Raw genomic sequence first — 18,835 nt, 5'->3', positions numbered from 1 at the left:
TGCTGTGATCGGCTTGGGTTTGGGGTGGGGCCATTCGCGGGCAGAGCCCGCTCCCACAGAGGTTGGTGGTGCCTGTGGGGGCGGGGCGGGCGGCGAGTTCTTTGTGGGAGCGGGGCGGGCGGCGAGCCCTCTGCCCGCGAAGGGCTCACCTGGATTCAGGTCGCGAGCGCTCTGGGTCTGCTGGCCAGCGGCAGGGGCCCATCGGCCACCTGAGGCGGGCTGGCGTCCACGCCCAGCAGTCCGAGCAGACGACGGCGAATGGCATTGAAGGCCGGGGTGCCTTTTTCCCGAGGGCGATCCAGGCCGATGGGCAGCGCCTCGGCGATGCGCCCCTGCTTGAGCACGATGATGCGATCGGCCAGCAGGATCGCTTCTTCCACGTCGTGGGTGACGAGCAACACTGCCGGTCCGTGGGCGCGCCACAGGTCGATGATCAGTTGATGCATGCGGATACGGGTCAATGCGTCGAGGGCCGCGAAGGGTTCGTCCAGCAACAGCAGACGAGGCTCGCGCACCAGGCTGCGGGCCAGTGCCACGCGCTGGGCTTCCCCGCCGGACAAGGTGCCCGGAAAGGCATCGAGCCGATGCGCCAGGCCCACTTCGGTCAGGGCCTTGACCGCCCGCTCGCGAGCCTGCGGGTCGCGCACGCCGAGGGTAACGTTCTTCCACACCCGTTTCCACGGCATCAGGCGCGGTTCCTGAAACACTGCCGAGCGCGCCGCGGGCACCAGCAGGCGGCCGCCCTCGATCGGATCGAGCCCGGCCAGCGAGCGCAGCAGAGTGGTCTTGCCCGAGCCGCTGGCGCCCAGCAGGGCAACGAACTCGCCGGGCGCGATGTCCAGGTCCAGGCCGTCGATGACACGATTGGCGCCGAACTGGCGCACCACGTTCTGCAGGCTGACGGCGGGTTGGGGGTGCAGCGCGGTGTGTGCGGTCATGGGAATCAGCTCTTCACGAAGGAGGGGCGCCAGGCCAGGGCGTAGTGCTCCAGGGCGCGGATGATGCCGTCGATCACCAACCCCAGCAGGCTGTACACCAGCAGGCAGATGACGATGATGTCGGTGCGCATGAAGTCTCGCGCGTCGCTGGCCAGAAAGCCGATGCCGGAGGTCGCGTTGATCTGCTCGACGAACACCAGCGCCAGCCAGGAAATCGCCAGGGAATAGCGCAGGCCGACGAAGAAGGACGGCAATGCGCCGGGCAATATCACGTGCCAGACCAGTTCGCGGCGGTTCAGCCCCAGGGTATTGCCGGCTTCGATCAGCTTGGGGTCGATGCTGCGGATACCGGCGAACAGGTTCAGGTACACCGGAAAGGTGGTGCCCATGACGATGAGCGCGACCTTGGTGAATTCGCCGATGCCGAACCAGAGAATGAACAGCGGCACCAGCGCCAGTGACGGCACGGTGCGCAGCATCTGCATGGGCGAGTCGAGCAGCACTTCGCCGCGTCGCGACAGCCCGGTGAACAGCGCGGCGACGGTGCCGATGACGACTCCGATGGCCAGCCCCGACACCGCGCGTTGCAGGGAGATCAACAGGTGCATGGGCAGTTCGCCGCTGACCGTCAGGGCCCAGAAGGTCACCGCGATGCTCGACGGCGCGGCGATGATGCGCGGTGGAATCAGCCCGGCCCGGGAGGCCAGCTCCCACAGCACCAGGATCGCCAGCGGGCTCAGCAGCCTCAGCACGAAGCCTGGCACGCGCACGCCGCGGCGGGACGCACTGGGGGTGATGTCCAGCATCTGCAAGGGCGCTTGTGCAACCGGCTGGAGGGCGATTTCAGGTGGCATAGTCTTGGCCCTCGCGGTCCAGCTGACGGATCAAGGCGTCCCAGTGCAGCTGGATCTTGGGGTTGTCGCCGCTGGCGGCACTGGCGGACTGCTGGTGCACCTTGTCGATGGCCGCGTGCGGCGCCAGCAGCAGGTCGGCATTGCCGCCGGCCTGGGCGGCGATCTGGATGTTGCAGGCCCGCTCCAGGCCATGCAGTTCGCGAAAGGCGTGCTCCACGCTGACGCCACCGGTCAACAGTCCATGGTTGCGCAGGATGAGGATGTTGCTGTCGCCCAGGTTGCTGACCAGGCGCGTCTGTTCGTCGAGGTCCAGGGCAATGCCTTCATAGCCGTGGTAGGCCACGCGGCTGTAGTAGAGCAGGGCGTGCTGGGACAGCGGCAGCAGGCCGTTGCGTTGCGCCGACACGGCGGCGCCGTCGCGGGTGTGGGTGTGCAACACGGCCTTGAGGTCAGGACGCGCGCGGTGAATGGCGCTGTGGATCACATAGCCTGCGTGGTTGATGCCCAGGCCCAGGGGGTCGTCGATCAGTTCACCGTCGATTTCGACTTTGACCAGGTTGGATGCCGTGATTTCATCGAACAGCAGGCCGAAGGCGTTGATCAGGAAGTGCTCTTGATCGCCGGGTACCCGCGCCGAGAAGTGCGTGTAGATATGGTCGGTCCAGCGCAATTGCGCGGCCAGTCGATAGGCAGCCGCGAGCTTGACGCGCACCTCCCATTCCTGGGGCGTGACACGCTGGCGCAGCGTGGGCGTGGAATCGTGCAGAACGGACAACGAAGTCATTCGGGTCTCTCCTGAAAAACGTACAGACCGGCGGCGACGGCGCTGAGGCGCGATCGCCGCTCGGTCCGGTTTCATCAGGTCCCGAGCTGCCAGTGAGGTAAGGGGTGTGGCGCGGTCAGATCACCTTGAAGCCGTGGGTGCCATCCTTGGCCAGTTGCTCGACCAGACCGAACTCCCAGTCCAGATAGCCTTGCATGGCCTCGCGGGGGTTGTCGGTGCCCTCGTAGGGGCGGCGGTAGCGATCGCTGCGAGGCACCGCCAGATGATGCTCGCCTTGCTCCACCGGCAGGCCTGCCGCCACCCAGGCGGCGTTGCCGCCTTCGAGGAGGAAGACAGGTTTGCCAGTCAAGGCTCGCAGGTCGGCCACGGCGAAGCGCGCCAGCAGACCGCTGCCGCAGGTCACCACGTAGCGCTCGGCCACCGGTACATTCTCCAAGGCCTGGGGCAGTTGCGCGCGCAGTGCCCAGTGGGCGCCGGCGATGTGGCGCTGCACATGGTTGGCACTGGTGGTGAAATCGAACACCTGGGTGTCGCCCTCGCTCTGCCACTGGGCGAGTGTGGTCGGGCTGACCGTCGGCGCCTCGGGCAGGGGCGGCAATGGTGCCTGCCAGGCGCCAGTGGCGGTGAAGTCGCTGGATTGCGCATCGTCCAGCACGGACACGTCCCAGCCCATCTGGGCCAGCCACGACGCACTCATGTTGGCGCGCACACCGTCGTCGTCGACCAGCACCAGGCGCGCGCCGCGCACGCTGGCGAAGTGATCGGTTTCCTGCACCAGCTGACCGCCGGGCGTGGAGCGAGCCGCAGGCAGGTGCCCGGTCGCGTATTCTTCCGGGGTGCGCACGTCGAACACATAGGTGGTGCGCCCCTGTTCGGCCTGCCAGTTGCCCAGTGCCGCCAGCGTTGCCCGTTGCACGCCGGCCTTGTCTGCCACTGCGCGTGCCGACTGCGCCGCCGCGGCACGGGTGTGTTCGTCGACTTCACCGAAACGACGCTGCTGGCCGTGCTCCAGGGCCTGACCGGCCAGCGTCCAGCCAATGGTGCCGTTGCGCAGCGCCGCCACCGGGTTGGGAATCCCGGCGTTGACCAGTGACTGCGTGCCGATGATGCTGCGGGTGCGCCCGGCGCAGTTGACGATCACCTGTGTCTGCGGGTTCGGCGCCAGTTCGCGGATGCGCAGCACCAGTTCGGCGCCCGGCACGCTGATGCCGCCGGGGATGCTCATGGTCTGGTATTCATCGAAACGGCGCGCGTCGACCACCACCACGTCCGCCTGACGGTCGAGCAGTGCCTGAACCTCCTCGGCCGCCAGCGAGGGTGTGTGGCGACGGCTTTCCACCAGTTCACCGAACGCTTTGCTCGGCACGTTGACGTCGCGAAACAATTCTCCACCCGCCTCGCGCCAGCCGGCCAGACCGTTTTCCAGCAGGGCCACATCGGTATAGCCCAGCGCCTGCAAGCGTTGCGCCGCCAATTGGGCAAGTTCTTCGCCATCGTCGTAGACAGTGATCGCGGTATCCCGACGCGGTACGCGGGCATAGATGTCCAGCTCCAGGCGCGACAGGGGAATGTTGGCGGCGAACAGCGGATGCGCCTCGGCGAAGGGCGCTTCCTCGCGCACATCGATCAGGGCCAGCTCCTGCTTGTCCAGCAATGCACGGCGAATGGCGGAGTAGGGGCGTACGGCAATCTTGGTCATGCGGGCGATCTCTCTTTGATCGAGCTTTCGGTGGACGCAGGCTCTCTGGACAGGTCCCAGAAATTGGGGATGCCGGCATTGGAATAGCCGGAAATAAAGGGTTTTTCCTCGCCGCTCTCGCTGTACACGGCGCGCTTCACGGCACCGATGTTGGCGCCGTAGACATGGATGCTGATGGAGACACGGTCGTCGAAGGCATTGCTGACCTGATGGATATCGCCGACGCTGGGCGAGACCGCCTCGACCTGCCCCGGACCCAGACGCACAGGCGCACCGTCGGGCGCCAGGCGGCCATCGGCCGTGCGGCTGAAGCCCTGAGAAAATTCGGCGCCGCGCAACATGCCGATCAGGCCCCAGACGCGATGGTCATGAATCGGTGTGCGTTGCCCCGGGCCCCAGATGAAGCTCACCACGGAAAAGCGCTGGCGCGCATCGGCGTGCAGCAGGAATTGCTGGTAGCGTTGCGGATCCGGTTGCGCAGCGATTTCCGGCAGCCAGTCGTCATGGCTGACCAGTCGTTGCAGCAACAGCGCGCCGTGCTCCAGCACCTCGGGCTCGCTGGACGTGCGCTCGAGCAGCTCGGCCAGGTCGCCGACGAACTGGCGAAAACGGTCATAGCGCAGGGGATGAGTCATTTCAGTAGCCCTCGAACAGATTCGTTATTACCCTAGCAAAGGGGGTAAGCTTCCCGAAATTCAATTTGTTCATAAGCTAATATGCGAAAAGCGAATGAAGATAGATGACATCCAAGCGTTTCTGGCGGTCGTGCGATTGCAATCGTTGAGCGTTGCCGCCGAATCCCTGCAATTGACCCAGTCCGCCATCACCCGGCGTCTGCAGAGTCTCGAAGAGTCACTGGGGGCGATCCTGCTCGATCGCCACACCAAGCCCATGAAACCCACAGCCATTGGCCTGCGTGTGTACGAACGCTGCCAGGGCGTGATGCGCGAGATCGATTCGTTGCATGAGTTGGTGGCCGAAGATGCAGCGCCTTCCGGCACCCTGCGCCTCGGCGTGCCGCAGACCGTGGGCGACGCGGTGCTGCTCGATGCCCTGCAAGCCTTGAAGCAGCGCTTCGCGGATCTGCAGGTGCAGGTCGCACACGGTTGGGGTGGCCAGTTGGTCCAGCGCATTCAGCACCGGGAGCTGGACGCCGCTGCGGCGCTGTTCCCGGCCGGCAAGGTGTTTCCCGAGGGCGTGGTGGGTCACTCCCTGGCGCGCATGCCGCTGCTGGTGGTCGGCGCCAAGGGCCTGGACCTCGGTAAACGGTGCAAGCTCGCCGATTGCCAGAGTACCGGATGGGTTTTGAACCCTGATGGCTGCGGCTTTCGTGCTGGCCTTTCGCACGCCTTGGCCGAGCAGGGCCTGAGCCTGAAACTCAATCTGGAGATTTTCGGTACCGACCTGCAGCTGGGTCTGGCGGCCAGCGGCATGGGCCTGGGGCTAGTCCCGGCACCGCTGTTGCAGCACAGCCGACACCGCGATCAACTGCAGGTGCTGCAGATCTCGGATTTCAAACCCATGGTCGACCTGTGGCTGGTGCACGCCGCCTTCGTCGGCAATCTGCAGGGTGCGATTCGTGTGTTCGGGGAAACCGTGGCCCACGGCATGAACACGGACTGACGACAGTCATTGCTCGGTTTTCGCATATTAGGATATGACTAAATTGAATTTTACTCATGTCACGACGGATGGTTAGATGGGCGCAAATCAACGGCCGCGCGGCGGTGAGTCGCGCTGCCGCCGGCCTGCCGTTACTAAACGGCGCGACAGAGTTTTCCCATGACCCCACTCGACCCCATCGCCCTTGCCGCGCTGACTCAGCGAATGGCCCTGCACGCCGAGCGCTACGACCGCAGCGGCGAGTTTCCCCATGACAACATCGAGCACCTGCACAGCCTGGGCCTGCTCGCCCTGACCGTGCCCACCGCCTATGGCGGCGGTGGGGCCGACCTGGCCACGGCGCAGCAAGTGGTGGCGGCCGTCGCCAAGGGCGAGCCGGCCACGGCGTTGATTCTGGTCATGCAGTATCTGCAGCAGGCTCGCCTGCATCAAAGCGAGCGCTGGCCCAAGGCCTGGCAGCAACGCCTGGCTCTGGAGGCCGTGGAAACCGGAGCATTGATCAATGCCCTGCGGGTCGAGCCCGAACTCGGCACCCCGGCGCGCGGCGGTGTGCCCAACACCGTGGCGCGACGGACCACCGAGGGCTGGCGACTCAGTGGGCGCAAGATCTACTCCACGGGCAGCCATGGCCTGACCTGGCTGCTGGTGTGGGCGCGCAGTGACGACGATGATCCGCTGGTCGGCTCATGGCTGGTGCGCAGGGACACGCCCGGCGTCAGCGTCGAAGACACCTGGGACCACCTGGGCATGCGCGCCACCTGCAGCCACGACGTGGTCTTCGACGACGTGCTGGTGCCCCTCGACCAAGCGGTCAGCGTGAGCCCGGCCAGCGCTCCGCAGCCGGAGCTCGATGCCGAAGGCCTGCGCTGGATGGCGGTGCTGATGTCCAGCGTCTACGACGGTGTCGCCCAGGCCGCGCGGGACTCGTTCATCGACTGGTTGCAGCATCGTGTGCCGGCCAACCTCGGCGCGGCCCTGGCGACGTTGCCGCGCTTTCAGGAGCGGGTCGGCGAGATCGACAGCCTGCTGCTGGCCAACCAGGCGCTGCTGCAATCGTCCGCCGAAGGCCGCCTGCCCGCCGAACGCTTGCCGGCCATCAAGTACCTGGTCTGCAACCAGGCCATCCGCGCCGTGACCCTGGCCATCGAAGCCGGCGGCAACCCCGCGCTGGACCGCCGCAACGCGCTGGAGCGGCACTACCGCAACGTGCTCTGCGCACGCATCCATACGCCTCAGGATGACAGTGCACTGGTTGCCATCGGGCGGCAGGCGCTGTTGGCGTTTGAAGAGAGAAGGTAAGGGGGCACGAGTCTACGAGGAATGACTCATCCACTGGCGCCCTGGTAGATCCGGTTGTTTAGCCGTGATTTATAAAATACAATCCAGCTATGATTGAAATCAAGCAAACTGCCACTTACATGACCTGGGAGAGCAAGCTGAAAGATCAGCGAGCAAAAGCTGCAATTGCCGCTCGTATCTTCAGGTTGGCAAATGGTCTGCCCGGCGACGTTTCACCCGTCGGCCAGGGAGTCAGCGAGCTACGAATTCACTATGGCCCAGGGTATCGGATTTATTTCCAGCAGCGCGGGAATGAAATCGTCATCCTGCTATGTGGTGGAGACAAGAGCAGTCAGACAAAAGACATTGAGACTGCAAAACGCCTGGCGAATGAGTGGAGGCCACAATGAGCGAGCCAATCTATGACTACGATCCCGCACAGGCGCTCGACGGCCCAGAGGCGATAGCGGTATTCATGGCAGACGCCTTCGACACTGGAGATGCTGCCTACATAGCCAAGGCCATGGGTGTTGTTGCTCGTGCGAAAGGAATGACCGAACTGGCAAAGGAAACAGGGCTGGCCAGAGAACAGCTTTACAAATCTTTCAGTGAACGTGGAAACCCCACACTGAAAACCATGCTGACAGTGATGCGGGCGCTGGGAGTCGATTTGACTGCCAGAGCGCATGTGCAATCAGAAACGCCCGGCTGAAGCAATTTCAGGCGGGCAGAGCGCCGGCCATGCGACACGGCCCGTCGAACAGTCGGATCTAGCACGGTGGCCAGGGGCTCGAATAGAGGTCGTTGACTTGGAACCCTTCCGGACATAAACCGCTAACTGCCCGGCGCCCACACCTCCACGTTCACCGCGTCGATCCGCTTGGGAATCAGTTTCTCGTCGTGGAAGGCGTCGGCGATCTTCTGCTGCTCGGCCAGCCCTTCGCGGGTGACCGGCTGCACGTCGTAGCTGCGGCGGGCGTTGGCTTGCTGTACCACGGCCGGGTCCAGGTTGCCCCATAATGGACCCAGTATCGCGGCCGCTTCGGCAGGGTGCGACTTGACCCATTTGCCGGTTTCGGCCAGATCATCGAATACGGTTTTCAGAATGGCCGGGTTGGCCTGGGCGTAGGGTGTGCCGGCCAGGTAATAACGCTTGTACGCCGCCAGGCCTTCGCTGCCGGCCAGCACGCGCGTGGGTTGGTGCTGCTGCGCGGCGCTGAGGAAGGGTTCCCACGCCACCCAGGCATCCACTTTCTGGTTTTCGAAGGCGGCCCGGCCGTCGGCGATGGTCAGATAGGCGGGCTGGATATCGCTGAACTTCAGATCGGCTTTGCGCAAGGCGGCCAGCAGCAGGTAGTGCGCCCCGGCCGCCTTGGTGACCGCCACGGTATGGCCTTTGAGATCGGTCAGTGCCTTGAGTGGCGAGTCCTTTCGAACCAGGATCGCCTGGGCCTGCGGCGAGGCCGACTCGGATGCGTAGTAAGTGAGCTTGCCCCCGGCGGCCTGAGCGAACACCGGCACCGTATCGGCGACGTCGGCGGACAGGTCGACGTTGCCAACGTTGAGCGCTTCGAGCAGCGGTTGGCCGCTAGCGAATTCATGCCAACTGACGCGCACGCCTTGATCAGCCAGTTGTTTCTCCAACGTGCCTTGCTGCTTGAGCAGCACCATCAGGGTCGATGATTTCTGGTAGCCGATGCGCAGCTGCGTTTCGGCGTGGGCCGCGACGCTGAAAGACAAGCCCAGCGCAACGCTGAGGCTTGCGGCGAGCAGGTGTCGTGGGGTGAAGAGGGTGGACATGATGTAAGTCTCGTCTTCGACGCATCCGCTTGGCGCGGTCGGCTCGAAGAGAACAGGGGAGGGCATGCCCGGTGATCCGGTGAGGCGACTATAGAAGAACGACAGGGGGGAGGGTAATGGCGTTTGGTTATCAGCTTATGCAGACAGCACTTCGCCGTCATTGCGACGGCGAAGTGAAGCACGGTCAATGGTGGCTTTGCGGACCCGACATGGCCATCAATTGCTTCTCCTGATTCCAATCGAACGGCTCGTCGTTCTCCTCGGCCTCGAAGCGGCGTTCTTCCAGTGCTTGATACAGCTCGATCTCTTCGTCGGGCATGTAGTGCAGGCAGTCACCGGCGAAGAACCACAGCAGGTCACGTGGCACCAGGTGGGCGATCTGCGGGTAGCGGGTGATCACCTGACACAGGATGTCCTGGCCCAGGTACTGGCTTTCCACGGGGTCGACCGGCAGCTGCGCGCGCAGTTCATCGAAGCGTTCGAGGAACAACGCGTGGCTTTCCTCGGGTACCTGCTCCGCCTCGCCCAGCGCCACGAGGATGCCGCGCAAGTGGTCCAGCAGGACGAGGTGGTGTTCGAGATGGGCAGTGACCATGGTGGGGTCCTCTAGAGCGAAACGGGCGCGGGAGTATAAAGCTCCACGCGCCCGCTGTCTTATTGCAGATCCTCAGCGGACCTTGCCGGCGGTGGGCAACAGTTCATCCTTGCTGAAGTCGTCGACGTCGATCACTTTGCGTCGCGCCGCTTCGGCCTGTTGCAACGTCTGCGCCTCAGCCGGTTGCAGGACACCAGCCTCGAGCGCCGCATCGATCAGCGATTGCCCGGGCGTGGCGCTGAACTGGCGTGCCTTGTAGGCGTGTTGCAGCTTCTTGTGCAACGGCTGGCTGTCACGCAGCAGGTCGAAGGCGACCTGCAGGGCGCCGACCGGATCGTCCGCGCCTTGTGGGCGGTAACAGCCGGCCAGCAGCTCTTCCAGTGCCGGGTCGCCCTTGTGGCGACCGGTGATCGCGGCCACTTCGGCTTCCAGCTTGTCGGACGGGCCAGTGTGACGGCGACCGAACGGGAACACCACGCCGCGCAACAGGCAACCGAGCAGCTTGCTGGGGAAGTTCTTCAGAATGGCGTCCAGTGCGTGTTCGGCCTTGCCCAGGCTTTCTTCCATGGCCCAGCGCAGCAGTGGCTCCAAGTATTCGGGCGAGTTCTGGTCGTGATAACGCTTGAGCGCCGCCGAACTCAGGTACAGGTAGCTCAGCACATCGCCCAGCCGCGCCGAGAGGCGTTCACGACGTTTCAATTCGCCACCGAGCAGCATCATGCTCAAGTCCGCCAGCAGAGCGAAGGCGGCAGCCTGCCGGTTCAGAGCCCGGAAATAGCCTTGGGCCAGGCGGTCACCCGGCGCCTGTTCGAAATGCCCGAACCCCAGGTTGAGAATGAAGGTGCTGGCCGCGTTGCTCACCGCAAAACCAATGTGCTTGAGCAGCAGGGCATCGAATTCCAGCAGCGCCTGGTGTTGGTCTTCGCGTGCGGCCAGGGCCATTTCCTTGAGCACGAACGGATGGCAGCGGATGGCGCCTTGACCGAAGATCATCAGGTTGCGCGAGAGAATGTTTGCCCCTTCCACGGTGATGAAGATCGGTGCGCCTTGCCAGTTGCGACCCAGGTAGTTGTTGGGCCCCATGATGATGCCCTTGCCGCCGTGGACGTCCATGGCGTGGGTGATGCAGTCGCGTCCGCGCTCGGTGAGGTGGTACTTGAGAATGGCCGACAGCACCGAGGGCTTTTCTCCCAGGTCCACGGCGTTGGCCGTCAACATACGCGCGCTGTCCATCAGCCAGGCGTTGCCACCGATACGTGCCAGAGATTCCTGAATGCCTTCGAAGGCCGCCAGCGGTACGTTGAACTGCTCGCGCACCTGGGCGTACTGACCGGTCACCAGGCTGGTGTACTTGGCCGCCCCGGTACCGACCGCTGGCAACGAGATCGAACGGCCCACCGACAGGCAGTTCATGAGCATCATCCAGCCCTTGCCCAGCATGGGTTGGCCGCCGATCAGGTAGTCGAGTGGGATGAACACGTCCTTGCCCGAGTTCGGCCCGTTCATGAACGCGGCGCCCAAGGGCAAGTGGCGACGACCGATCTCGACGCCGGGCGTATCGGTCGGAATCAGCGCCAGGCTGATGCCCAGGTTTTCCTTGTCACCCAGCAGGCGCTCCGGGTCGTGGGCCTTGAAGGCCAAGCCGAGCAATGTGGCGACGGGGCCGAGTGTGATGTAGCGCTTTTCCCAGGTCAGGCAGATGCCGATGACTTCTTCGCCTTGCCACTGGCCTTTGCAGATGACGCCGACGTCGGGCATCGCCCCCGCATCCGAACCGGCCAGGGGGCCGGTCAGGGCGAAGCAAGGAATGTCGTCGCCACGGGCCAAACGTGGCAAATAGTGGTTGCGTTGCTCGTCCGTGCCGTAGTGCAGCAGCAGTTCGGCAGGGCCCAGGGAGTTCGGCACCATGACCGTGGAAGCCAGGTCGCCGCTGCGGGTGGCCAGTTTCATCGCCACCTGGGAGTGGGCATAAGCCGAAAAGCCTTTACCGCCATATTCCTTGGGAATGATCAGGGCGAAGAAGCCGTGTTCTTTGATATGCGTCCAGGCCGCTGGCGGAAGGTCCATGTCCTGGCCGATCTGCCAGTCGCTGACCATGGCGCAGAGCTGCTCGGTGGGGCCGTCGATAAACGCCTGTTCTTCTGCACTCAGCTGGACCTTGGGGTAGGCCAGCAACGTATTCCAGTCAGGTCGGCCGCTGAACAATTCGCCATCCCACCAGACCGTGCCAGCGTCGATGGCGTCGCGCTCGGTGTCGGACATCGGCGGCAGGGTCTTCTTGAACCAGCGGAACAAGGGCGCGGTGAACCACTTGCGGCGCGCCTCTGGCAGCAGGAGGGGCAGGGCACTGGCAATCAGCAGCAGCCAGAACACCGCCAGCAGCCAGCCTGGCGCGCGACTGGCCGCGCCCATGACCAGCAGGAAGACGGCGACGATGCCCATGGCAGGCAACGCGGGAATGCGGCGGTGAGCCAGCCAGGCGATGCCGACCACAAGGGCGACGATCCACAACAACAGCATAGTGTTTTCTCCGTGAAAGCCAGGTGGGACGAACCACCTGCGGACGCCGTCGAGAGAACGACGGCACACGGAAAAAAACGGTGGCCAGGCACGTAGCTTCGGTGTGGGACAGATCCAGGTCTTGCCTGGATAGTGACCATTGCGGGGTAGGGGAGTTCGCACAGCGCGTGGCGGTGGGCAGTTGCCCGGAACGTTCGCCAGCGGTTGTGGCCCTATGTGAATACCCAGACGCGGCACGCGTGAGACTGATGTCCACTATCGACAACGGTCACTTTACGACAGCGTAGACGGCACCCATCATGGCGTCCGTTCACACACATCTGGTTGCAAATCATCGCAGTCGCCCTCAATTCATCACCATTCTCAACACGGCGTATAGACCCCTTATGAGTTCTGCTCTGTCCATTCGACAGTTGACCAAAACCTACGGCAACGGGTTTCAGGCCCTCAGTGGCATCGATCTCGACGTAGCGGAAGGCGACTTCTTCGCACTGCTGGGCCCCAACGGCGCCGGTAAATCGACCACCATCGGCATCCTTTCCACCCTGGTCAACAAGACCAGCGGTACGGTCAACATCTTCGGTAACGACCTGGACCGCCAGCCGGCCGCGCTCAAGCGCAGCATCGGCGTGGTGCCCCAGGAGTTCAACTTCAACCAGTTCGAGAAGACCTTCGACATCGTCGTGACCCAGGCGGGCTACTACGGCATTCCAGCCAAGGTCGCCAAGGAGCGCGCCGAGCAGTACCTGACCCAACTGGGGCTATGGGACAAGCGCGATACGCCGTCGCGATCGTTGTCCGGTGGCATGAAGCGCCGCCTGATGATCGCGCGGGCGCTGATCCACGAGCCGCGCCTGCTGATTCTCGACGAGCCCACCGCGGGCGTGGACATCGAACTGCGTCGCTCGATGTGGAGCTTTCTCACCGAGCTCAACGAGAAAGGCATCACCATCATCCTTACCACCCATTACCTGGAAGAAGCCGAACAGCTGTGCCGCAACATCGGCATCATCGACCACGGCACCATCGTCCAGAACACCAGCATGCGCGATCTGCTCGGCACTCTGCACGTGGAGACCTTCCTGCTCGATCTGGGGCAACCGCTCAAGGCTGCGCCGCAGTTGCAGGGCTATCCCTGCACGCTGGTCAATCCGCAGACCCTGGAAGTGCAGGTCGACAAGGAGATCGGTATCACTTCGCTGTTCGGCCAGTTGGCATTGCTGAACATTCCGGTGCTGAGCCTGCGCAACAAGACCAATCGCCTGGAGGAGCTGTTCGTGTCCCTGGTGGAGAAGAATCTGAGGAAGGTTGCGGTATGAGTTCCGAATTTCAGGCCAACATGGTCGCCCTGCAGACGATCATCTATCGTGAAGTGCGCCGCTTCACGCGGATCTGGCCGCAGACGCTGCTGCCCCCGGCCATCACGATGGTGCTGTACTTCGTCATCTTCGGCAACCTGATCGGCAAGCAGATCGGTGGCATGGGTGGCTTCAGCTACATGGAGTACATCGTGCCGGGGCTGATCATGATGTCGGTGATCACCAACTCCTACGGCAACGTGGTTTCCAGCTTCTTCGGCGCCAAGTTCCAGCGCTCCATCGAGGAGCTAATGGTGTCACCGCTGTCGCCGCACACCATTCTGGTGGGCTATGTGGCGGGCGGTGTGCTGCGCGGCCTGATGGTGGGGATCATCGTCACCGTGCTGTCGCTGTTCTTCACCGATCTGCAGGTGCATCACTTGGGTATCACCGTGCTGGTGGTGCTGCTGACGGCCACGATTTTCTCCATGCTCGGCTTCATCAACGCGGTGTTCGCGCGCAACTTCGATGACATCTCCATCGTGCCGACCTTCGTGCTCACGCCGTTGACCTACCTGGGCGGGGTGTTCTATTCCATCAGCCTGCTGCCGCCGTTCTGGCAGACGGTGTCGCTAGCCAACCCGGTGCTGCACATGGTCAACGCTTTCCGTTACGGTATCCTCGGCGTTTCGGATATCAGCATCGGCGTAGCGGTGGCGTTCATGCTGGTGGCCACGGTGGTGCTGTACTTCGCCTGCGTGAAGCTGCTGGTCAGCGGCCGTGGCATGCGCAGCTGAGTTCCCCCGGCCGGACCGCAAGGCCCGGCCATGTCGTTTCTCGACGGTTCAAGGTCGTAGGTGGAGCATGATCATCGGCGCGTGAAGTCGATGATCAGTACGCCAACATTTGCCGTGCGGCATTCGTCGCGCGCAGCCTTATCGGGGAAGCAGAATGAGCATGAAGAAAGTTCTCGGAGCCAGTGCTGCTCTGGTTCTGGCCATGGGCTGCAGCTGGGCCAGTGCTGCCGCCAAGGAAGTCACCATCGGCTACGTCGATGGTTGGTCGGACAGCGTCGCCACCACCCATGTCGCCGCCGAAGTCATCAAGCAGAAGCTGGGCTATGACGTGAAGCTGCAGGCGGTTGCCACCGGCATCATGTGGCAGGGCGTGGCCACCGGCAAACTCGATGCGATGCTGTCGGCCTGGCTGCCGGTGACCCATGGCGAGTACTGGAGCAAGAACCAGGACAAGGTGGTCGACTACGGCCCCAACTTCAAGGATGCCAAGATCGGCCTGATCGTGCCCGAATACGTCAAGGCCAAGAGCATCGAAGACCTCAAGACCGACGACACCTTCAAGAACCGCATCGTCGGTATCGACGCCGGCGCCGGCGTCATGCTCAAGACCGAACAGGCGATCAAGGATTACGGTCTGTCCGGCTACAAGCTGCAGGCCAGCTCGGGTGCAGGCATGATTGCGGAACTGACGCGCGCCGAAAACGCCCAGCAGTCCATTGCCGTGACCGGCTGGGTTCCGCACTGGATGTTCGCCAAGTGGAAACTCCGCTTCCTGGAAGATCCGAAGGGCGTTTACGGCGCGGCGGAAACCGTCAACAGCATTGGCAGCAAGGGTCTGGACAAGAAGGCGCCAGAGGTCGCAGCTTTCCTGAAGAAATTCCAGTGGTCGTCCAAGGACGAGATCGGCGAAGTGATGCTGGCCATCCAGGACGGCGCCAAGCCTGACGCTGCCGCCAAGGACTGGGTCGCCAAGCACCCGGACCGTGTGGCCGAGTGGACCGCCAAGTAACCCCTCCCTGTAGGAGCGGTCATCGGCCGCGAATCAGGCACTGCGTTATATCGGGTCAACCCCGGTGCAGCCTTCGCGGCCACTGACCGCTCCTACGTTGAACCATGAAAGGTCGCCCCAGGGCGACCTTTTTGCGTCTGCGAGCCCCGATCTACTACTAAGGTCGTCTGGAGTGCGCCCCAGAGCAGCCTAAAGTGGAATACGTTCTATCCATCTATGCTGCGAGGACAAAAACAATGAACGACAGCATTTACCTCTCGATTCAAAACAGCCCGCGTTTCAAGGAGCTGGTGAGAAAGAGGGAGAAGTTTGCCTGGATACTTTCGGCGATCATGCTCGGACTGTATTCGGCCTTCATCCTGTTGATCGCCTATGGCCCCCACATTCTGGGCGCCAAGCTCAGTCCGGGATCGTCGATCACCTGGGGCATCCCCATCGGTGTCGGCCTCATCCTTTCCGCCTTCGTGTTGACCGCCATCTACGTCAAGCGCGCCAACGGCGAGTTCGACGACCTGAATCGTCTGATCCTGCAGGAGGCCAAGCAATGATGCGGCGTCTATTGGCAACAATGGGCGCACTCGCCCTGGCCCCAAGCGTGATGGCTGCCGAGGCGCTGACCGGCGCGGTGCAGAAGCAGCCCCTCAACGTCTCGGCGATCGTCATGTTCGTACTGTTCGTGGGTGCCACGCTGTGCATCACCTACTGGGCGTCCAAGCGCAACAAGTCGGCGGCGGACTACTACGCGGCAGGCGGCAAGATCACCGGTTTCCAGAACGGCCTGGCGATCGCTGGCGACTACATGTCGGCGGCATCCTTCCTGGGCATTTCCGCGCTGGTGTTCACCTCCGGCTACGATGGCCTGATCTACTCCATCGGCTTCCTGGTGGGCTGGCCGATCATCCTGTTCCTGATCGCCGAGCGCTTGCGCAATCTGGGCAAGTACACCTTTGCCGACGTCGCGTCCTATCGTTTGAAGCAGAAGGAAATCCGCACCCTGTCGGCCTGTGGTTCGCTGGTGGTGGTGGCGTTCTACCTGATCGCGCAGATGGTCGGTGCCGGCAAGCTGATCCAGCTGCTGTTCGGCCTCGACTATGCCGTGGCGGTGGTTCTGGTGGGCATCCTGATGTGCCTGTACGTACTGTTCGGCGGCATGCTGGCGACCACCTGGGTGCAGATCATCAAGGCGGTACTGCTGTTGTCCGGTGCGTCCTTCATGGCCCTGATGGTGATGAAGCACGTCAACTTCGACTTCAACATGCTGTTCTCCGAAGCGGTCAGGGTACACGCCAAGGGTGAGGCCATCATGAGCCCGGGCGGGCTGGTGAAGGATCCGATCTCGGCGTTCTCGCTGGGTCTGGCGTTGATGTTCGGTACTGCCGGCCTGCCGCACATCCTCATGCGCTTCTTCACCGTGTCCGATGCCAAGGAAGCCCGCAAGTCGGTGCTGTACGCGACCGGTTTCATCGGCTACTTCTACATCCTCACCTTCATCATCGGTTTCGGCGCGATCCTGCTGGTCAGCACCAATCCGGCGTTCAAGGATGCCGCTGGCGCCTTGCTCGGCGGTAACAACATGGCCGCGGTGCACTTGGCCGATGCCGTGGGTGGCAGCATCTTCCTGGGCTTCATTTCGGCCGTAGCGTTCGCCACCATTCTGGCGGTCGTTGCCGGCCTGACCCTGGCCGGTGCTTCGGCGGTGTCCCACGACCTGTACGCCAGCGTCATCAAGAAGGGCAAGACCAACGACAAGGACGAGATCCGCGTCTCCAAGATCACCACTGTCTGCCTCGGTGTCCTGGCGATCGGCCTGGGTATCGCGTTCGAAAGCCAGAACATCGCCTTCATGGTGGGCCTGGCATTCTCGATCGCGGCCAGCTGCAACTTCCCGGTGCTGCTGCTTTCCATGTACTGGAAGAAGCTGACCACCCGTGGCGCCATGATCGGTGGCTGGATGGGCCTGATCAGCGCGGTGACGCTAATGATCCTCGGCCCGACCATCTGGGTGCAGATCCTGCACCACGACAAGCCGATCTACCCGTACGAGTACCCAGCGTTGTTCTCGATGGCGATCGCCTTCGTGGGTATCTGGTTCTTCTCGATCACCGACAAGTCGGCAGCTGCCGACGAAGAGCGCGCACTGTTCTACCCGCAGTTCGTACGCTCGCAGACCGGTCTGGGTTCCAGCGGCGCAGTCTCGCACTGATACCCGCACCCATTGCCACGCAAAAAAAAATCCGATGCCCGCAAGGGCATCGGATTTTTCATTCCTGGCGCGCTGCCCCAGAAGGCCTGCACACCTGCAAGGCTATATCTTGCCGAGCAATACCAGAATCAGCAGGATGATCAGTACGGTACCGATGATACCCGACGGACCGTAGCCCCAACTTCTGGAGTGCGGGAATACTGGCAATCCGCCAATCAACAGCAGAATCAGAACGATGATCAGTATGGTGCCCATGGCGATTTCCTTATGTGGACAGTGAGAAGATTCGTCAGTAAAGCCACGCAGCGCTCGACTGCTTAATAGGTCGGACTGTGGCGCGTCATAAAAAGTCCCAAAGATTAAAAAATGTTTCTGCGATGGATGCGCTGTCGTATGCTGGCGCTCTGATATTTAGCTGGATGCCTCAGATGCTCAACTATTGCTGGTTTCTACTGGCCGCGCTTTTCGAGATCGCCGGCTGCTACGCCTTTTACCTCTGGCTGCGGCTGGATAAAAGCGCGTGGTGGGCGGTGGCCGGGCTGTTGAGCCTGACCTGTTTCGCGCTGGTGCTTACCCGGGTCGAAGCAGCCTATGCCGGACGTGCCTATGCGGCCTACGGCGGCCTCTACATCGTTGCGTCGCTGGGGTGGTTGGCAGTGGTCGAAAGGGTGCGCCCGCAGATGTTTGACTGGATGGGCGCTCTGCTTTGTGTCTTGGGTGCGAGCCTTATCCTCTGGGGGCCGAGATTGCAACAGGCTTAAGCCTGCCCAAGGTTTGAAAGTGTGTAAATATCCATACAAGATGATTGAAAGTGTATGGAGGGGTACAACTTTCTACTCCATGTCCCTTGTAAGTGCGAGTAAGTACGAAATATCTGACAGGGAATTTACTAACTTTCGTAGGCTTAAACTGTATTACCCTGATTGCCTTGTGGTGCGCGAAAACAGGGTCCACCCTCAACAAGCATTCATTTGAGGGAACAAAGCCATGCTGGTATTGACGCGACATGTGGGCGAACTCATCTCCATCGGAGATGACGTTTGGATCAAGGTATTGGACGTGCGCGGCAACACCGTGCGCTTCGGCATTCAGGCACCCAAGGACGTGGAGGTGCACCGTGCCGAGGTCTATCGACGAATCCAGGAGAAACACGGCAAACACGCCAAGCAGGTGCCTGTAGTGTAAGTCTCAGTCGAACAGCTCGGGCGCTATGTCGTGCTTGAGCATGAGCGTGCACTGCTGGCTTTCCGGGTCGAACACGATGAACGCCTGTTTCTTGCCCAGCGCATGACGCACGCGTTCGACCCGGGTCTGCAGCGGCGTTTCGTCGCCGTTGTCGGTCCCGTCCCGAGTCACGAAGTCTTCGATCAGGCGGGTCAGGGTGTCGGCTTCGAGATGGTCGTAGGGAATCAGCATGTCAGGTGCTCGCAGGGTAGG

20 protein-coding genes and 1 pseudogene are annotated in these 18,835 nt (G+C 62.6%); 11 read left to right on the top strand and 10 right to left on the bottom strand.

Annotated features, from left to right (window positions below):
• Nucleotides 1–155: 155 nt before the first annotated feature.
• From ASF66_RS07685 to ASF66_RS07665, 5 genes and pseudogenes are all read right to left on the bottom strand, one after another.
• On the bottom strand, nt 156–938 hold the full coding sequence (locus ASF66_RS07685) for an ABC transporter ATP-binding protein (RefSeq protein WP_056843343.1): 783 nt from the start codon (nt 936–938) through the stop codon (nt 156–158).
• Nucleotides 939–943: 5 nt separating this feature from the next.
• Nucleotides 944–1,720, bottom strand: a pseudogene (locus ASF66_RS07680) (ABC transporter permease); the annotation flags it as partial.
• Between the two features lie 61 nt (nt 1,721–1,781).
• Nucleotides 1,782–2,576, bottom strand: a complete 795-nt coding sequence (locus tag ASF66_RS07675; protein ID WP_056843341.1) for a class II aldolase/adducin family protein — start codon at nt 2,574–2,576, stop codon at nt 1,782–1,784.
• A gap of 115 nt (nt 2,577–2,691) precedes the next feature.
• Nucleotides 2,692–4,275: a rhodanese-related sulfurtransferase gene (locus tag ASF66_RS07670; protein ID WP_056843340.1), complete on the bottom strand. Its 1,584-nt coding sequence runs from the start codon at nt 4,273–4,275 to the stop codon at nt 2,692–2,694.
• Nucleotides 4,272–4,910 carry a cysteine dioxygenase gene (locus ASF66_RS07665; RefSeq protein ID WP_056843339.1) on the bottom strand — a complete coding sequence of 213 codons (639 nt, stop codon included), beginning with the start codon at nt 4,908–4,910 and terminating at the stop codon, nt 4,272–4,274. The genes ASF66_RS07670 and ASF66_RS07665 overlap by 4 nt, the downstream gene beginning before the upstream one ends.
• 94 nt (nt 4,911–5,004) lie before the next feature.
• On the opposite strand from ASF66_RS07665, the gene ASF66_RS07660 reads away from it, so the two are divergent.
• From ASF66_RS07660 to ASF66_RS07645, 4 genes are all read left to right on the top strand, one after another.
• Nucleotides 5,005–5,898, top strand: a complete 894-nt coding sequence (locus ASF66_RS07660) for a LysR family transcriptional regulator (RefSeq protein WP_056843338.1) — start codon at nt 5,005–5,007, stop codon at nt 5,896–5,898.
• A 159-nt stretch (nt 5,899–6,057) separates the two neighbouring features.
• Nucleotides 6,058–7,197, top strand: coding sequence for an acyl-CoA dehydrogenase family protein (locus ASF66_RS07655; RefSeq protein ID WP_056843337.1), 1,140 nt, complete (start codon nt 6,058–6,060; stop codon nt 7,195–7,197).
• 89 nt (nt 7,198–7,286) lie between these two features.
• The gene (locus ASF66_RS07650) at nt 7,287–7,586 is read left to right on the top strand and encodes a type II toxin-antitoxin system RelE/ParE family toxin (RefSeq protein WP_056843336.1); all 300 of its coding nucleotides are present in this window, start codon (nt 7,287–7,289) and stop codon (nt 7,584–7,586) included.
• Nucleotides 7,583–7,888, top strand: a complete 306-nt coding sequence (locus ASF66_RS07645) for an addiction module antidote protein (protein ID WP_056843335.1) — start codon at nt 7,583–7,585, stop codon at nt 7,886–7,888. Before ASF66_RS07650 ends, ASF66_RS07645 begins: the two co-directional genes overlap by 4 nt.
• Before the next feature lie 122 nt (nt 7,889–8,010).
• Here the strand turns inward: ASF66_RS07645 and ASF66_RS07640 are convergent, their stop codons facing one another.
• The 3 genes from ASF66_RS07640 to ASF66_RS07630 all read right to left on the bottom strand — a co-directional run bounded on the left by ASF66_RS07640 (nt 8,011) and on the right by ASF66_RS07630 (nt 12,091).
• A complete protein-coding gene (locus ASF66_RS07640) occupies nt 8,011–8,976 on the bottom strand; it encodes an aliphatic sulfonate ABC transporter substrate-binding protein (protein WP_056843334.1) in 966 nt (321 codons plus the stop codon).
• 184 nt (nt 8,977–9,160) lie between these two features.
• Nucleotides 9,161–9,571, bottom strand: coding sequence for a PA2817 family protein (locus ASF66_RS07635; RefSeq protein ID WP_056843333.1), 411 nt, complete (start codon nt 9,569–9,571; stop codon nt 9,161–9,163).
• 72 nt (nt 9,572–9,643) lie between these two features.
• The gene (locus tag ASF66_RS07630) at nt 9,644–12,091 is read right to left on the bottom strand and encodes an acyl-CoA dehydrogenase (protein WP_056843332.1); all 2,448 of its coding nucleotides are present in this window, start codon (nt 12,089–12,091) and stop codon (nt 9,644–9,646) included.
• A 386-nt stretch (nt 12,092–12,477) separates the two neighbouring features.
• On the opposite strand from ASF66_RS07630, the gene ASF66_RS07625 reads away from it, so the two are divergent.
• The 5 genes from ASF66_RS07625 (at nt 12,478) to ASF66_RS07605 (ending at nt 17,398) form a co-directional block, all read left to right on the top strand.
• Entirely contained in the window at nt 12,478–13,410 is a 933-nt protein-coding gene (locus ASF66_RS07625; RefSeq protein ID WP_049861483.1) for an ABC transporter ATP-binding protein, read from the top strand.
• Nucleotides 13,407–14,186 (top strand): ABC transporter permease, encoded by a 780-nt coding sequence (locus ASF66_RS07620; RefSeq protein WP_049861482.1) that lies wholly within the window; start codon nt 13,407–13,409, stop codon nt 14,184–14,186. The genes ASF66_RS07625 and ASF66_RS07620 overlap by 4 nt, the downstream gene beginning before the upstream one ends.
• 154 nt (nt 14,187–14,340) lie before the next feature.
• Nucleotides 14,341–15,195, top strand: coding sequence for a glycine betaine ABC transporter substrate-binding protein (locus tag ASF66_RS07615; protein ID WP_049861481.1), 855 nt, complete (start codon nt 14,341–14,343; stop codon nt 15,193–15,195).
• 236 nt (nt 15,196–15,431) lie between these two features.
• Nucleotides 15,432–15,743 (top strand): DUF485 domain-containing protein, encoded by a 312-nt coding sequence (locus ASF66_RS07610; RefSeq protein WP_049861480.1) that lies wholly within the window; start codon nt 15,432–15,434, stop codon nt 15,741–15,743.
• Nucleotides 15,740–17,398: a cation acetate symporter gene (locus ASF66_RS07605; protein ID WP_056843331.1), complete on the top strand. Its 1,659-nt coding sequence runs from the start codon at nt 15,740–15,742 to the stop codon at nt 17,396–17,398. Before ASF66_RS07610 ends, ASF66_RS07605 begins: the two co-directional genes overlap by 4 nt.
• Before the next feature lie 102 nt (nt 17,399–17,500).
• On the opposite strand, the gene ASF66_RS21965 is transcribed toward ASF66_RS07605, so the two are convergent.
• Nucleotides 17,501–17,659, bottom strand: coding sequence for a DUF3309 family protein (locus ASF66_RS21965; RefSeq protein ID WP_090356827.1), 159 nt, complete (start codon nt 17,657–17,659; stop codon nt 17,501–17,503).
• A gap of 167 nt (nt 17,660–17,826) precedes the next feature.
• Here ASF66_RS21965 and ASF66_RS07600 point away from each other — a divergent pair, with 167 nt between their 5' ends.
• Both ASF66_RS07600 and csrA read left to right on the top strand, forming a co-directional pair.
• Complete coding sequence (locus ASF66_RS07600) at nt 17,827–18,159, top strand: YnfA family protein (RefSeq protein ID WP_049861557.1); 333 nt, start codon at nt 17,827–17,829, stop codon at nt 18,157–18,159.
• A gap of 226 nt (nt 18,160–18,385) precedes the next feature.
• Complete coding sequence (gene csrA / locus ASF66_RS07595; protein ID WP_049861478.1) at nt 18,386–18,583, top strand: carbon storage regulator CsrA; 198 nt, start codon at nt 18,386–18,388, stop codon at nt 18,581–18,583.
• Nucleotides 18,584–18,586: 3 nt separating this feature from the next.
• Here the strand turns inward: csrA and ASF66_RS07590 are convergent, their stop codons facing one another.
• The gene (locus tag ASF66_RS07590) at nt 18,587–18,814 is read right to left on the bottom strand and encodes a YheU family protein (RefSeq protein WP_043187253.1); all 228 of its coding nucleotides are present in this window, start codon (nt 18,812–18,814) and stop codon (nt 18,587–18,589) included.
• Nucleotides 18,815–18,835: the final 21 nt, after the last annotated feature.

Source organism: Pseudomonas sp. Leaf129 (assembly GCF_001423465.1).
GTDB lineage: Bacteria > Pseudomonadota > Gammaproteobacteria > Pseudomonadales > Pseudomonadaceae > Aquipseudomonas > Aquipseudomonas coleopterorum.
The sequence above is the reverse complement of the archived record's forward strand: the minus strand, read 5'-3'. Positions and strand labels throughout refer to the sequence as shown.